11 protein-coding genes are annotated in these 14,492 nt (G+C 63.5%); 4 read left to right on the forward strand and 7 right to left on the reverse strand.

Going from position 1 to position 14,492, the window contains the following annotated elements:
• Window positions 1-132: 132 nt before the first annotated feature.
• Window positions 133-1,164, reverse strand: coding sequence for a trypsin-like serine peptidase (locus AC1DJW_RS03770; protein ID WP_476900772.1), 1,032 nt, complete (start codon window positions 1,162-1,164; stop codon window positions 133-135).
• A gap of 162 nt (window positions 1,165-1,326) precedes the next feature.
• Window positions 1,327-2,310 (reverse strand): trypsin-like serine peptidase, encoded by a 984-nt coding sequence (locus AC1DJW_RS03775; RefSeq protein WP_284751872.1) that lies wholly within the window; start codon window positions 2,308-2,310, stop codon window positions 1,327-1,329.
• Window positions 2,311-2,520: 210 nt separating this feature from the next.
• Between AC1DJW_RS03775 and AC1DJW_RS03780 the strand changes: the two genes are divergently transcribed.
• Window positions 2,521-4,740 (forward strand): NADP-dependent isocitrate dehydrogenase, encoded by a 2,220-nt coding sequence (locus tag AC1DJW_RS03780; RefSeq protein WP_476900773.1) that lies wholly within the window; start codon window positions 2,521-2,523, stop codon window positions 4,738-4,740.
• An 80-nt stretch (window positions 4,741-4,820) separates the two neighbouring features.
• On the opposite strand, the gene AC1DJW_RS03785 is transcribed toward AC1DJW_RS03780, so the two are convergent.
• Complete coding sequence (locus AC1DJW_RS03785; protein WP_476900774.1) at window positions 4,821-5,921, reverse strand: FAD-dependent oxidoreductase; 1,101 nt, start codon at window positions 5,919-5,921, stop codon at window positions 4,821-4,823.
• A gap of 86 nt (window positions 5,922-6,007) precedes the next feature.
• The gene (locus AC1DJW_RS03790) at window positions 6,008-6,967 is read right to left on the reverse strand and encodes a GlxA family transcriptional regulator (RefSeq protein WP_476900775.1); all 960 of its coding nucleotides are present in this window, start codon (window positions 6,965-6,967) and stop codon (window positions 6,008-6,010) included.
• A 70-nt stretch (window positions 6,968-7,037) separates the two neighbouring features.
• On the opposite strand from AC1DJW_RS03790, the gene AC1DJW_RS03795 reads away from it, so the two are divergent.
• Window positions 7,038-7,820 carry an MBL fold metallo-hydrolase gene (locus AC1DJW_RS03795; protein ID WP_476900776.1) on the forward strand — a complete coding sequence of 261 codons (783 nt, stop codon included), beginning with the start codon at window positions 7,038-7,040 and terminating at the stop codon, window positions 7,818-7,820.
• Window positions 7,821-7,953: 133 nt separating this feature from the next.
• Window positions 7,954-8,400, forward strand: coding sequence for a DoxX family protein (locus AC1DJW_RS03800; protein WP_284751877.1), 447 nt, complete (start codon window positions 7,954-7,956; stop codon window positions 8,398-8,400).
• 5 nt (window positions 8,401-8,405) lie between these two features.
• Here the strand turns inward: AC1DJW_RS03800 and AC1DJW_RS03805 are convergent, their stop codons facing one another.
• Both AC1DJW_RS03805 and AC1DJW_RS03810 read right to left on the reverse strand, forming a co-directional pair.
• Window positions 8,406-8,903 (reverse strand): uracil-DNA glycosylase family protein, encoded by a 498-nt coding sequence (locus AC1DJW_RS03805; protein ID WP_284751918.1) that lies wholly within the window; start codon window positions 8,901-8,903, stop codon window positions 8,406-8,408.
• A gap of 907 nt (window positions 8,904-9,810) precedes the next feature.
• Window positions 9,811-11,220 carry a DUF3100 domain-containing protein gene (locus AC1DJW_RS03810; protein WP_476900777.1) on the reverse strand — a complete coding sequence of 470 codons (1,410 nt, stop codon included), beginning with the start codon at window positions 11,218-11,220 and terminating at the stop codon, window positions 9,811-9,813.
• Between the two features lie 211 nt (window positions 11,221-11,431).
• Between AC1DJW_RS03810 and AC1DJW_RS03815 the strand changes: the two genes are divergently transcribed.
• Complete coding sequence (locus AC1DJW_RS03815) at window positions 11,432-12,919, forward strand: chlorohydrolase family protein (protein ID WP_476900778.1); 1,488 nt, start codon at window positions 11,432-11,434, stop codon at window positions 12,917-12,919.
• A 119-nt stretch (window positions 12,920-13,038) separates the two neighbouring features.
• Here AC1DJW_RS03815 and AC1DJW_RS03820 read toward each other — a convergent pair whose 3' ends face one another.
• On the reverse strand, window positions 13,039-14,454 hold the full coding sequence (locus tag AC1DJW_RS03820; RefSeq protein WP_476900779.1) for a hypothetical protein: 1,416 nt from the start codon (window positions 14,452-14,454) through the stop codon (window positions 13,039-13,041).
• Window positions 14,455-14,492 lie beyond the last annotated feature (38 nt).

Here is a 14,492-nt window from a genome sequence, read left to right on the forward strand (position 1 = left end):
ATGTCCTCCCTTCCCGGGGGCATGTCCATTTTTTGTGGTCAGGACTGGGCGTATTCGCAATATGTCCGGCCCTGGGAGCTAGCAGGGGGCATGTCCCTTGCTTCCGCGCTGGGCTTTCACGTGCCGGGCAGGTTACGGGGCCGTGGACGCGGTCTGGTAGGTGCCCTGGATGACCGTGCCCCAGTACGGGCCGTACATCTTGGTGGAGTTGCTGCCGTAGCCGTAGCTGTTCACCGAGTTCTGGTATCCGCTGGCGCTGGTTCCAATGAACCACGGACCACCGGAGGAGCCACCCGTCATGTTGCAGGGGATCCCTTGGGTGTTGTACTGGGGGTTGTAGGGATCGTTGGCGGCCGTGCCGGAACAACTCTTGAGCGACTCGCCGTTAAACGGGGGTGCCGCAGGATAGCCGAACGACTTGTATGCCAGTCCGCGGGCCGCATTGAACTGGACTCCGGAGGCACCCACCACGTCTGAAAGCTTCTGGCCATTGAGGGTGTTCATGACGGCGAATCCGGTGTCGTACTGCATGGCTCCGCTCGAGGACCACTGGCTGGTGGTGTAGAGCGCCTTGGCCGTCCACTTGCCGTAGGGCGCAGCCCCGTTCAGGTAGGCAGGAACGAACGTGAAGTTGCTCGCGAATGCCCCGGGGCCTTCGTTGAGGCAGTGGCCGGCGGTGGACACCGTGCTCTGGTTGGCCGAGGTGACGGAGTTGCCGGAGCAGACATAGTTCACCCCGCCGAGGGTGAAGAACACCTTCCCGATGTGCGAAACGGGAGACTCGCCGGCATTGGCTTTACGGTCCAGGGCGGGGGACGGCGCCGCGGTGCTGCTGGCCTGCTGGCCTTCGACGGTCAGGGTGTGGCCAAGTTCGGGAAAAACCTGCTCGGGAGAAATTGGTACCTCCGAAAGGCCAACCGCAGCCCGTGCCCGGCTAAGTGCCTTGCTCGCCAGAACGTCGCCAGAGACGGCGTTCTTCATCCGCTCAGGAGTCCAATAGTCAGCGGTGTTGCCGTCCGACGCCGAATTGCTGCTGACGGTCGACGCATCGGTGCCGTTGCCCATCGACGGAGCCGCAGTGGCCCCGCCGCCGGAGCCTAGCGCAAGTAAGGCGGCCGCAGTCAGGCTGAACAGGCTTGTGGCCAGGGTTTTGGTTCTCGTCACAGTTGTCCTAGATATCGGGGGAAGGCGGCCGGTTTGTGGTGGCCGCCGATTGACGGAACCGAAACTACCCAAGCCGTGACAAGTATGTAAAGAGTTTTGTGAGATTTGACTTTCGTTTTGACAAGAAGCGAATTCTGCCCTATTTCCGAGTGGCCGAAAGACCTAGGAAGTGGACGCCATATCGTAGGCATCCCGGATGACGGAGCCCCAATAAGGCCCGTAGATCACAGCCGGGCCGCCGGGGTAGCCGTAGCTCGTAATGGAGTTTTGGTAGGAATCCCGGCCGGAGTCGACCATCCAGGGCCCGCCCGATGATCCACCGGTCATATCGCAGGGAATGCCCTGCGCCTTGAACTGTGGATTGATGGGATCCTTGGTGGCGTCACCCGAACAGCTCTTCAGCGATTGTCCGTCGAACGGCGGGGCGGCAGGGTAACCAAAGGCTTGGTAGCTGAGCCCCCGGTCCTGGTTGAACTCTACGCCGGACGCGCCAACGACGTCGGCCAAGTGCTTGCCTTTCACCGTTGCAGTGACAGCGAAGCCGGTGTCATAGCGGATGTCGCCCGCCGTGCGCCACTGGGGTGTGGTGTAGAGGGCTTTAGCAGGCCAGATGCCGTAGGGGGCCGTGCCGTTGAGATAGGCCGGAACGAATACGAAGTTCTGGACAAACGCTCCGGGACCCTCGTTGACGCAGTGGCCCGCGGTCGCCACAGTGCTGTCGTTATCCGACACGACGACGTTGCCGGAGCAGACGTAGGCGAAAGCACCCATGGTGAAGAAGACCTTGCCGACGTGGTCAATGGGGTCTTCGTCTTGATGCAGGCTCCCGCTGCCACCCTTGGCGCCGGCGATCTTCACGGGCGGGCCGGTTTCGACCGTGCCGCCGGCGACGCCGCCTCGAGTGAGGGCTTTGCTTGCTAGGACATCTCCAGGGATTGCTGCTTGCATCCGTTCGGGAGTCCAGTACCCCGTTGGGTCGGTGTTTGTTGTCGCCATGCTGACGAGCTGCTGCGTCCCAGGCGCTGCGAAGCTCGAAACCGCACTGGAAGGCGTTGCGGCTGCCGCCCCTCCAGCGGCACAGAGGGTCAAAACGGCGGAGGTAAGGAGGCTCAGGAGACCAGTGATGGGGAGTGATTTCTTTGTCATGATTGTCCTGCCAATCGTTTGGCGGCCACGTGTCGTCGGCCACAGTTTGACCCAATGAACCTACTCCGATTTGCCGCCGAGGTACATAAGGTTCGATGGGGTATGACGTTGAATAGCTCGCTTGGGGCCGTCCCAGTACGCGCCAATCCGGCCCCCTCAGGTAAGTTAGAGATGTTGAAATCTGCAGACTTTCAGGGAGATGCCCCGCCAATGGCAAAGATTATCTATACCCACACTGACGAAGCGCCGATGCTGGCGACGTACTCGTTCCTGCCGATTGTGGAAGCTTTCGCCTCGACGGCCGGCGTGGAGGTCGAGACCCGCGACATTTCGCTGGCTGGCCGAATCATCGCAGTCTTCGGTGACTACCTGACTGAAGAGCAGCGGATCAGTGACGCACTGGCCGAACTGGGCGAACTGGCAAAGAAGCCCGAAGCGAACATCATCAAGCTCCCCAACATCAGTGCATCCGTTCCTCAGCTGAAGGCAGCCATTGCCGAGCTGCAGGGGCAGGGCTACGCACTTCCGGACTACCCGGACAACCCCTCCTCTGACGAAGAGACGGACATCCGCTCGCGTTACGACAAGATCAAGGGCTCGGCCGTGAACCCGGTCCTGCGTGAAGGCAACTCGGACCGCCGCGCGCCCCTGTCGGTGAAGAACTACGCCCGCCAGAATCCGCACTCCATGGGTGCCTGGAGTGCTGACTCCAAGACCAATGTTGCGCACATGACCGCGAACGACTTCCGTTCCAACGAGAAGTCCGTTGTGATCCCCGCCGATGACACCATCAAGATCCAGATTGTCCGCGAAGACGGCACCGTCAAGGTCCTCAAGCCGGCCTTCCCCGTTCTCGCCGGTGAAGTAGTGGACGGCACCGTGCTGCGCGCCGCCGCCCTGGACGAGTTCCTGGCTGCCCAGGTGGTCCGCGCGAAGGAAGAAGGCGTGCTGTTCTCTGCGCACCTGAAGGCCACCATGATGAAGGTCTCCGACCCCATCATCTTCGGCCACGTCGTCAAGGCGTACTTCTCCGAGCTTTTCGACACCTACGGCAAGCAGATCGCTGCTGCCGGCCTGAGCGCCAACAACGGCCTCGCGTCCATCCTCAACGGCCTCGATGAACTCCCGGAGGACGTCCGCGAAGGCATCAAGGCGGCCATCAAGAAGGGCCTGGAAGACGGCCCGGCGCTGGCCATGGTCGATTCCGACAAGGGCATCACCAACCTGCACGTACCGAGCGACATCATTGTTGACGCTTCGATGCCGGCAATGATCCGCAGCTCCGGCCACATGTGGGGACCGGACGGCAAGGAATCCGATACCCTCGCGGTCATCCCGGACAGCTGCTATGCGGATGTCTACCAAGTGGTCATCGATGACTGCCGTGCCCACGGCGCCTTCGATCCCACCACCATGGGTACGGTTCCGAACGTCGGCCTGATGGCACAAGCGGCTGAAGAATACGGCAGCCACAACAAGACCTTCGAGGTTGAGTACGCGGGAACCATGCAGGTTGTGGATTCCTCCGGAACCGTGCTGATCGAACACCAGGTCTCCCCGGGCGACATCTGGCGCGCCTGCCAGACCAAGGACGTGCCGATCCGCGACTGGGTCAAGCTGGCCGTGACCCGTGCGCGCGCTTCCAAGATGCCGGCTGTCTTCTGGCTCGACGAAACCCGCGCCCACGACGCCCAGCTGATCGCCAAGGTCAAGGAATACCTGAAGGACCACGACACCGAGGGCCTGCAGATCGAAATCATGTCCCCGGAGAAGGCCACCGCGTTCACCCTGGAACGGATCCGCAAGGGCGAAGACACCATCTCGGTGACCGGCAACGTGTTGCGTGACTACCTCACCGACCTGTTCCCGATCCTCGAACTTGGCACCAGCGCCAAGATGCTCTCCGTGGTCCCGCTGATCAATGGCGGTGGACTCTTCGAGACCGGTGCCGGCGGCTCGGCTCCGAAGCACGTCCAGCAGCTCCTGCAGGAAAACCACCTCCGCTGGGACAGCCTGGGCGAATTCCTCGCCCTGGCCGTCAGCTTCGAGCACCTTGCCACCACCACCGGCAACGCACGGGCACAGGTCCTCGCTGACACGCTCGACCGCGCCACCGGCACGTTCCTGCTGGACAACAAGTCCCCGAAGCGCCGGGTGGGCGAACTCGACAACCGGGGCAGCCACTACTACCTCGCGAAGTACTGGGCACAGGAACTGGCCCAGCAGACCGACGACGCCGAGCTCGCCGCGGCGTTCTCCGCCGTCGCCGGGGCCTTGACGTCCAATGAGGAAACCATCATTGCCGAGATGCTCGGAGTCCAGGGTTCGCCTGCCGACATCGGCGGCTACTACCGCCCCGACGCCGCGAAGGCAGAGGCCGTGATGCGTCCGTCCGCAAAGCTCAACGAGGTTGTCGCGACGCTGAACTAAGCGCCCCGCTCCACCCAACTAACTCGCAGTTGTTGTCGTTTTGAGCGCTCAGAACGACAACAACTGCGAGCTAGTTGCATTTAAGCGCGGCGGAAGCGGCGCGGCGCGTCAATCCCGTCGACAAGATCGGCAAGTACGCGGCCAATAGCCGGCGTGAACTTGAATCCGTGCCCGGAGAACCCGGCCCCGACAACGAGCGGTCCAAAACGGTCGAGCACGAAGTCTTCGTTGGCCGTGCTCGTGTAGGTGCAGCTGATGGGCACCGCCGATCCGGCGTCGACCCCAGGCAGCCATTCACGGGCGTAGCGGCGGAGGGCCTCCAGTTGGACCGGCTCGGCTTCGAACGTGCGGGCATCGGGATCGGTGACCGGTCCTACGCCATGCCACCCCGCTTTGACCCCCTCGCCCGGCGTGAGCATGCCATAGACAGGGCTGTACCAATAGTCGTCACGGGGATCGCCGGGGTCCGGCGCGTGGTTGAAGCTCGGCCAGGGCTGGGAATCATCGACGGGCGTGAAATGGGCAGGTTGCTCCTGGGTGACCACCAAACGGGGGAGTGGCACCTGCGCCCCGACAAGCTTGCTGGTCCAGGCGCCCGCCGTGATGACTACCCGGCGCGCGGTGATCTCCAGCGAATCAGTCACGACGACGGCGCGATCGTCACCGAGGATGCGGATGTCGCGAACCGGGGTGGAATAAGTGAAGCGAGCGCCGTGCGCCTCGGCCGATGAGCGGAGCGCCCTGAGAGCCTCGGCCGCCCGGACCCTGCCCGATTCCGGAACGAAGAGCACATCGCTTCGGAACACCATGCCTGGCCAGCGCTCTGACGCTTCCTTTGCGGAGATGAAATGGCTTGAGATGCCCCGCTCCGCGTGCGCGGTGCGGACTTCCCGGAGCCGGGCAATATTTCCGTGGTTTGCCAAACCCACAAGATCCAACAATTGCGTTTCGGTCTCCTCCGCGAGCCCGTCCCACAAGTTCCTCGCTTCGCTGACCAGGGCGAGATAGTCGTCCTCCGCGTATGCCGTGTTGAAGTTGCGCGTCGCTCCGTGGGAGGCGCCCACATGGTGCCCTTCCTCAAACTGCTCAAGGAGGACCACCGATCGCCCTCTGAGTGCGAGCTGCCACGCTGCAGCCGATCCCATAGCGCCTCCGCCGACTACGACGACGTCAACATCCATCCCGGATTCACCTATCCTGTTCCGCGGGCCTCCCAGCGAGGCCTACTGCGGTTTCCATTCTGCCGTCCGCCGGGTGATCCCCGAGGTCAGGAGGCGAACTCCTCTCGGTAGCGGCTTGGTGTGTTACCGAAAGCAGAACGGAAATGTTGCCGGAAGGCGGCCGAAGAGCCGAACCCGCAGGAGCCGGCAATTTCTTCGATTCCAGCATTGCTTGATTCCAACATGGTTCGTGCTTGGTCCAGCCGCTGCTGGGTGAGCCAATCAAGGACGGTTGTTCCCGTCCGGCTGCGAAAGTGCCTTGTGAAGGTCCTGCGGCTCATCGAAGCAGCTGCCGCCAGCTCGTCGAGGCCGATTGGCTGGCCGAGGTTTTCGCGGGCTAGCGTCATGGCGCGTTCGATTCCGTCGTGGCCCGCGCCGCGGGGGAGCCTTGCCGGAATGAATTGCGCCTGAGTGGCGCTGCGGTGAGGTGCCATGACCAGCCCGCGCGCCACGCGATCGGCTGCGTCCGAGCCGTAGTCTTTTCGAAGCAGATGGATGCAGCAGTCGAGTCCGGCCGCAACGCCCGCAGAGGACACGACGTCGTCGTGGTCGGCCCACAGCGCATTCTCCACTACCCGCAGGGCGGGATAACGCTGCTGCAATTTCCCGGAGTATCCCCAATGGGTCACTGCTTCGCGGCCATCCAGTAGCCCCGTAGCAGCCAGCAGGAATGCGCCGAGGCACAGTGAGACAACCCGGCTACCACTCCCATGAGCCATCCGGATTGCATCCACGAGTTCACTCGAAACCTCGACCACTGGATCCCAGCTCGGGAGGACCACAGTGTCTGCCCACGCCATGGTTTCCAACCCGGGTTCAACCACCATGTCGGGGCCGTGGCCCATCCGGACGCGGCCCGGATGGGGCGTGAAAACCCGCACCGTGTAGCGCGGGGTAGCCCCGGACGGGTCGGGATCTTCGAAAACCATCTGGGGTACTGCAAGGTGGAACGGGCTCATGCCTGGCATCGCAAGCACTGCAACCTTGTGGGATCGGTGAACCATCATGGCCCGATCCTAGCGATAATTGTCTTCCGGGCCACTTTTTCAGCACAAGCTGGACGGGCAGAGTTGCCTCATGAACATTGCACAAGACTTCAAGCGGCCCGTATTGACGCATGTTGGCGGACCGACCATCCTGATCCGCTATGCAGGACTGAACCTCCTCACGGATCCCACTTTCGATGCTCCAGGCCAGTATCCGGTAGGCGCGGGCCGGACCCTGGACAAACTGACCGGTCCGGCTGTGGCGGCAGAAGACCTGGGCCGAATCGACGTCGTCCTCCTTTCGCATGATCAGCATGCCGACAATCTGGACAACAGCGGGAGGGTGGTACTGAAGGACGCCGAAATGGTCCTGAGTACGGGTGAAGCTGCGAGCCGGATGCCCCTGGTCCGCGGACTCCGGCCCTGGGAGCCGGTGACGGTAGCGGGGGACGCGCCCGTGGTGATCACCGCCGTGCCGGCGCTGCACGGACCTAGTGGCGCCGAACTTGTCACGGGTGAAGTCACCGGGTTCGTGCTCGAGGCGGATGGCTGGCCGACGATGTACGTCTCCGGGGACAACGCATCGCTGGAACTGGTTGCCGAAATCTCCCTGCGGTTTCCGGCCACCGCCGTTGCCGTGGCTTTCGCAGGGGCCGCACGAACCCCGCTTTTCGGGGGCGCACCGTTGACGCTCACTTCGCAAGGCGTTGTGGAACTGGCCCGACTTTTCCCGCTTGCCACTGTGGTCCCGGTGCACACAGAAGGTTGGCGGCACTTCTCGGAAGGGCCCGACGTCGTGAAGCAGCTCATGGGGGACGCCGGCCTGGCCGCGCGGCTCGCCGTTCTTCCGCTCGGCGAGCCGAAACAGGCCTGACTGTCCGTGCCCTGGATAGCCGGCTCGTGGAGGACTAAGACGGCGGCAAGCGCGACCGCCGTCGCGATCCATCGGAGGGCTGCTTCGGAGCGGCCGTTTTGAGCTGCGCCGTCGGCATGGAAGATTGGACCGGGTGAAATTCCTCCTTCCTTCGCAGACATCGTCCTCGCGCGGCACAGCGTTTCTGAGGATAGTGTTCGGTGGCCTTTTGCTGCTGCATGGAGTCCAGAAACTGCTCGCAGGGCAGCCTGCGTTTGAGGCAACCATCGCCGCGATGGGTGTTCAAAAAGCCGAGCTGATGTCCTGGCTGGTCATCTGGGGCGAAACCGGGCTGGGCGCACTTTTGGTGCTCGGCGCCCTGACCAGGGTGGCCGGCTTCCTGGCAGCCCTCATGTACGCGGGGATCTGGTTCGTCACCGAATCAGGCAAGCCGCTGCTGAGCGATAGTCCCGGAATCAACGCTGAGCTGCTCATCCTGTACATCGCGTTGGCGTTGGCGTTTGCCTTCATCGGTTCAGGGGCGTTTTCGCTGGACCGGAAACTGTTTTCCGGGAAGCCTGCCCGCAAGTCACGGCGCTAGGCGCCCTACCGCCGACCGGCCTGGAGACCCGCGCGGGCCATTGCGTCCGCGTAGGAGCGTCCCATTTCTATCAACCATTCGGTCTGGCGTTCCTTGGAACCGGCGAACGCGCGCCCGTGCAGCGAACGTGCCTTGTAGACCTTCAGGCCGCGGCGCCAGATCAGCTGGTTGTCAGTCTTGAGGAGCATCTGCGCCAGGCGGTTGGCTTCCGTTCCGTGGGCAACGATCGCCGAAGCGCGCGGAACGAGTTTGAGGAAGGCGATGAGCGGCTTGAGGCCGGCGCTTACCTGCTCAGGAGTCAGCTTTCCGTTCGCCTCGCCGGGAGTGAACCACGGGTGGGTGTTCCACGGCATCATCCATTCCGGGCGCAGGCCGAGCTGGAACTGCAGGCCCAGCAGCCGGGTGGCGGCGGCGTCGTCGCCAGCCCAGACAACGCCCCGCGGGGAGGCCTCGCTGGTGTTGGAGAACAGGGTGACAATCCGGCAATCCTCCACTGAGTGCATCGGGTCCACATAGGGGACCTCGAAGCCCGGGCGGAGCTTGCGGAGGAACTCCACGTGCTGGTTGACCGGGGCGATGTGCGGTGCGAAGAAGGGGCTGTCCGGAACCGCGGGAGCCTCGGCTTCTTCGACGGCGGCAGGTTCGACGGCGGTCGGTTCGACGGCTGGAGCGGGAGCTACGGACGGCTCTCCCGCAATGGGAACCTCGACAAGGCCACCTTCGGCGGGGTCGGCACGCGGTGCCTCAATCGCGGGAGCCGCCACAGGTACCACTCTGCGGGTAATGACAGGGCTGGCCTCGGGCATCGATTTTGAGGAAGCCTTCTTCGGCGTCGCCGTCTTTACCGCAGCGGCCTTCGGAGCGACTTTCCTGGCCGGAGCCTTCTTTTCGGCCTTGGCCGGGGCGTCGAAGTCATCATCGTCGTCGAACAAACCATCGAAGAGTTTGTCGAGCTCGTCGTAACCGCTGCCGTAGTCGTCGTCGAGCTCGGGGCCGTGCCCGAAACCTTCTTCGTACCGCGAGTCCAGTTCGCTGCGGTAATCCTCGTCGTGGACCTCGAAATAGTCTGGTTCGGCCAATGCGGTCATGAGAGCAGGGATCTCCTGGGGTCGGGCAGGGGCCGGTGCCGGCGCGTGGGGACGCGTCCGTTTCCGGGCCATTTGATGGGGAGGCTCTCCGGGGGACCGGTTGAGCCTTTAGATCTTAGCAAGCCACAGATGGTCTGGTGTCCTTCGGTCGTTCATCTGACTCGGTATGTCGCGCCGCCTCGGGGCATGAAGGAATCGCGGTGCGTCGAATATCACCTGAATGCGCCGACGAGGGGGCGCGCAGAGACGCGAGAGGGCGGTGGAATGGACGACTAGTCCATTCCACCGCCCTTGTCCGGCGTCAGTTGTCCGGCGTCAGCGCTCAGACATGGATGACGAATTGCGCAAGCGCTGCGGCCGCTACGAAACTCGCGGAGAACGTGATTGTCGCCATAATCACCGTGCGCCAGTTCAGGCTCTTCAGCGCGTTGACGTCGCGTCCCACGTTCATGCCGAGCAGGGCGATCGATCCAAGGCCCACGTAGAGGGGGTCAAGGTTGTGGGTGAAGGAGACGATCATGCCACTGAAAGGAAGGATCGGAGCCGTTGCCAAGGTGGCGAGGGCAAGGACCCATACGCTCGACGGCACAGCCGGCACACACTTGGCGAGCACGAACGCCAGGGCGGTAAGGAGGCCCAGGATCACCACGCCGACCACATCGTTGACACTGAAGGACTTGGTACCCAAGGCGTTGAGGACCACGCCCGCCGCGATGCTTGCAACGAAGGCGATGATCCACGTGGAAGGCTTCATGCGCACCTCCGGGTCCTGGAGCACGGCTGAAACGTCCACCTTGTTTCGGGCCTGTGGCCGGCGCAGCTTCGCCGCGACGGCGTTCCCGTTGCGATCAAGGCGCTTGCCCTCGTCATCGCGGCGGAAGAGTCGCGACCAGAACTTGTAGAGCCGCAGGGACATCGGCAACGAAAGGAAGGCCCCTGCGTAGAAGCCGACAAGGTTCGTCACCAGGTTCGACAGGGCCGCCAACGCCATGATCTCGGGTGCCTGCCCCGGATGGAGGATGGACAGGGCTGCCACGCCGCCGAGCATCATGGATCCCGAGCCGAGACCCAGGCCCAGCGCGAGTGCAAGCGGGTCGAAGATCCCCATCCCGCCGAGGAGTCCGGCCAGCAGGGAGATGAACACTGCTCCGAAGACGCTGCCCAACAGCCACACGGAGAACACGCCACGGTAGACCGGGGACTTCACCCCGAAACGCTGTAATGCGTAGGCCAGGTAGGATTCACGGTCGATTGCCCACGTGGCACCGATAGCCGTGCGGCCCATGCCCAGTGCGACGCCGACCGGCAGCGCGATGATGACCGTTCCGAAAATGTGGCCTACTTCCTGGAGCAGGATGGCTGGGCCGAGGGAGGTCAGTTTGGCGAAGGAGGGCCCCACCTGGGTGCCCAAGGCCCCCAGGAACATCACGATGCTGACGTTTAGCAGCACCGAGGCCACGGCGCGGCTTTGGCCGGACATGGGGCGTACCTTCTGCACGCCGATGACGGCGCCGATCAGCACGGCCCACAAGACCGGCATAAGTACGATTGCGGCGTTGCCCAGGGGAATCTTGTGCGTTCCGGCCAGGATGGCGACGGCGCAGACGGCTGTCGACAACAGGATCATCGATGCCCATTGCCGCGCGGTCGGGGTGAAGAGGCGGGCCGGGCCGTCGTCGACGTTGACTACGGGCGTATCCACCTCCGGAGTGGTTGTGGATTGGTTCTTCATTGTTGTGCACCCTTCGTGTGCTGCTAAGCGAAGGACGGATGTGTCCCACACCATTTGGTATACCAAAAATGGTAAGGTGGATCACATCGCAATGCAAGACATGTCACAAAAGCTGCAAAAAGTCCCGAAACTGAGAGCTTCCATGCGCTCAGTCGACTTCGAGCTTGATCTGCGGCTATTTGACCTGGGATACCAAACTTGGAGGGTTTTTATGATCACTCAGCTTTCTGCCCGGTACGTCCTTGGCTATGACGGGACCAGTCATGTGATGCACACGGACGGGCACGTCGTGATGCGGGATGACAAGATCATCTACGTCGGGACCGACTACGCAGGTCCAGTGGACGAACGCCGGGACTTTGGACAGAGCCTGATCGCACCTGGCCTCATCGATCTCGATGCCTTGACGGACATTGATCACATGATCTTCGACTCCTGGCCCACGGAGGAGACGGCTCCGGGATTGCAATGGTCCGAGGACTACTTCCGCAACCGCCGCCGCGACGTTTTCACCGCGGCGCAGCGCCAGATCGTGCGTAAGTTCGCACTGGCGCAGCTGGCCTTGCACGGCGTGACCACCTACATGCCGATCGCCTCGGAGATCCACAGCTCATGGGCTGAAACCTTCGAAGAACTCAAAGGAATGGCGCAGTCCAGCGTCGGGCTCGGCCTGCGCGGGTTCCTTGGCCCTGCGTACCGCTCAGGGATCAATGTCACCGACGACGATGGTCAACGCGTGATCCTCTTCGACGAGGAGGAGGGGCGCAGAGGACTTGCCGACGCCGAACGGTTCCTCGACTACACCGACGAACTCGCACACCCGTTGCTAACCGGCGTCCTGCTGCCGTGCCGGATCGAGACTCTCTCGGACGAACTGATGCGCCAGACAGCCGAGCTGGCCACCGAACGCAACGCACTAGTCCGCCTGCATTGCCTCCAGGGGACCAATGAAGACGGGTTCCTCATCAAGCTCAGCGGGCGCACCGTCCTGGAACAACTTGCGGATTCAGGCCTGCTGGACACTCGGCTCCTCATTCCGCATGGGGTTGTCATTGACGGCACCGACCCGTCCTCCAGCGCAGAGGGCGGGCCGTTGGACGTGCTCGCCTGGCATGACGTCAGCATCATCCACTGCCCCCTGACGTCGTTCCATTACTCAGGCATGCTCAAGTCCTTTGACGCCTTCGCATCCGCGGGGGTCAACATGTGCCTGGGAACCGATTCGTTCCCGCCGGATCTGATCAAGGGCATCGACATCGGCACCCACCTGGCCCGCATTGCAGAGGGCCGCCGGGACGCAGGCAGGGTGTCGGCGTTTTTCGACGCTGCCACCCTGGGTGGTGCCAGGGCATTGGGGCGCGACGACCTGGGACGCCTGTGTCCGGGCGCCCAAGCGGACATCATGGTCGCGTCACTGGGGGACTTCCGTGACGGGGTCGTGGAAGATCCACTGCGCACGCTGATCCTCAACGGCTCGGCACGCAACGTCACGGACACGTACGTCGCGGGCCGCCCCGTGGTTGTTGGCGGCTCACTCCCCGGCATCGACCTGGATGAACTGCGCGCTGAGGGTCAACAACTTTTTGGGCAGATGGTGGAAGCCTACGGCGAACGCGACTACCGGCGTCGCGATGCCTCCGAGCTGTTTCCACCGGTCTATGCCCCGGCGGCTGCCCAGATCCAAGTCACTGCGATTTAGCGAGCCATAGGGTCGCAATTCCGCGATACCACGCATGAGCTCCTCCGCGGGGCTGTTGCCCTGCGGAGGAGCCGGGAACCGGGCTACATCCAGTGCGGTGGAGGAGCCCGAGCCGGTGATTATGCGGGAATGGTTGCCCGGATCTTCCGGCTGGCCACCATCACGATGAGTCCGAGGAGCACCAGAGCGGCCGCGAACAGCAACCACAGGCCATTGAAGCCAGTGCTTGCGAGAACGGCTGCTCCAGTTCCGCCAGCAACCGCTGCAGGAACTGAAGCGGCGCCGGTTTGCACCGCAGTTCCGGTTGACGGAACGGCGGCAGGGCCAACGAAGCCTTGAGCATCGCTCGGTGCGTTCACCACCGGCGGGGTGACAATCCCCGGAGTGACGGTTGGCGGATTGACCACGGACGGGGTGACTACCGACGGGTTTACGACGCCGGAAGGCAGGCCCAAGCCAATCGAGACGGTGCCGGCCGTCAGCGGGACATTCAAGGGTGCGGTGAGCCCCCCACCCAAGAGCGAACCGGTGACTATCGGTGTGCTGCCGAGCAGGTTGACGGAGGTGTCGCCGACGGTGACAGGAGCCGTTACCGGTGCCGTGACGCCAGTGCCTCCGGTGGTGCCGCTTGCGGGGGCGGTGCTGAGGACGTTGACAGAGGTGTCGCCGACGGTGACAGGGGCCGTTACCGGTGCCGTGACGCTGGTGCCTGTAGGCGTGGTGCTGAGGACGTTGACGGAGGTGTCACCGACGGTGACAGGGGCCGTTACCGGTGCCGTGACGCTGGTGCCTGTAGGCGTGGTGCTGAGGACGTTGACGGAGGTGTCACCGACCGTCGCTAGTCCGGTTACCGGTGCCGCTACGCCAGTGCCTGCCGGTGTGCCGCCACCGGTGGTGCCGGCCGGCGTCGTACTAAGCACGTTGACGGCGGTGTCGCCGACGGTGACAGGAGCCGTTACCGGTGCCGTGACGCCGGTGCCTCCGCCGCTGGTGCCTGTAGGCGTGGTGCTGAGGACGTTGACGGAGGTGTCGCCGACCGTCGCTAGCCCGGTTACCGGTGCCGTGACGCCTGTGCCTCCGCTGGTGCCTGCCGGCGTCGTACTAAGCACGTTGACGGCGGTGTCGCCGACGGTGACCGGCGCGCTGACGGGAGCCGTCGCCTGGGTGCCGGAGGCTATTCCAGGGGCCGAATTGCTCAGAACTGCCAGTGAGGTGGCTCCGATATTAACAGGGACCGATATCGGAGCCACCACCTGGGTTCCGGACGGGACGGCTGCTCCGCCGGAATTGGTCGCCGGGGCCGGAGCCGGGGCGAGTGCAGGGGTGGTGGTCGTGGCGCCCGAATTTCCAAGTATTGAGAGCGACGTCGACCCGAGGTTCACCGGAATGGACACCGGTGCAACGACTTGAGTGCCCGAGGCATTGCCTTGTGCACTTATAGTGGCGTCTGCCGCGTTCGCGGCAGTTGCGCCGAGGGCTATCAACCCACCGGCAAAGAGGGTGCCAAGCAGCCCCTTGCGAATCATGCTGTGCATTTTGTTTTTCTCCTGAACGAGTAGTTCCCAAAGGCGCA

The sequence above is a fragment of the Arthrobacter sp. 05L417 genome (genome assembly GCF_056397865.1).

Excerpts from the sequence above, each read along its gene's own strand:
- AC1DJW_RS03780 (WP_476900773.1), top strand. The coding sequence starts at position 2,521 with ATGGCAAAGATTATCTATACCCACACTGACGAAGCGCCGATGCTGGCG.
- AC1DJW_RS03805 (WP_284751918.1), bottom strand. The coding sequence starts at position 8,903 with ATGCACTCAGTGGAGGATTGCCGGATTGTCACCCTGTTCTCCAACACC.
- AC1DJW_RS03815 (WP_476900778.1), top strand. The coding sequence starts at position 11,432 with ATGATCACTCAGCTTTCTGCCCGGTACGTCCTTGGCTATGACGGGACC.
- AC1DJW_RS03810 (WP_476900777.1), bottom strand. The coding sequence starts at position 11,220 with ATGAAGAACCAATCCACAACCACTCCGGAGGTGGATACGCCCGTAGTC.
- AC1DJW_RS03795 (WP_476900776.1), top strand. The coding sequence starts at position 7,038 with ATGAACATTGCACAAGACTTCAAGCGGCCCGTATTGACGCATGTTGGC.
- AC1DJW_RS03790 (WP_476900775.1), bottom strand. The coding sequence starts at position 6,967 with ATGATGGTTCACCGATCCCACAAGGTTGCAGTGCTTGCGATGCCAGGC.
- AC1DJW_RS03775 (WP_284751872.1), bottom strand. The coding sequence starts at position 2,310 with ATGACAAAGAAATCACTCCCCATCACTGGTCTCCTGAGCCTCCTTACC.
- AC1DJW_RS03820 (WP_476900779.1), bottom strand. The coding sequence starts at position 14,454 with ATGCACAGCATGATTCGCAAGGGGCTGCTTGGCACCCTCTTTGCCGGT.
- AC1DJW_RS03785 (WP_476900774.1), bottom strand. The coding sequence starts at position 5,921 with ATGGATGTTGACGTCGTCGTAGTCGGCGGAGGCGCTATGGGATCGGCT.